A 276-nucleotide genomic window follows, 5' to 3' on the forward strand; every position below is an offset into this window, starting at 1 on the left:
TATGGGCTTCTTTCCCAATACCTATGCCGTGTTGGGCGTCATGCAGGACAAGGATTTGGCCGGCATGCTCAAGCATCTGCAAGGCAGGGTTGACCATTTTTATGTTTGTGACCTGCCAACACCACGCGCTGCAGCTGCACAAGACATTGCCGAGATGATTCGAGCGAGTGGCTTTGTGGAAGATAGTGAGCATTCGATCGAATGCTTTACATCCGCCGCCGTTGCCTATGAAAAGGCCCGGAGTAAAGTGGCTGACAATGATAGAATCATAGTCTT

The 276-nt window shown here is 50.4% G+C and carries 1 protein-coding gene; it reads left to right on the plus strand.

Annotated features, from left to right (window positions below; genetic code table 11):
* Positions 1–276: glutamate ligase domain-containing protein (locus tag ACZ3GY_RS23870; RefSeq protein ID WP_465912205.1), on the plus strand; the 276-nt coding region annotated here is incomplete at both ends.

The organism is Pseudomonas sp. PME37.24/006 (assembly GCF_055556635.1).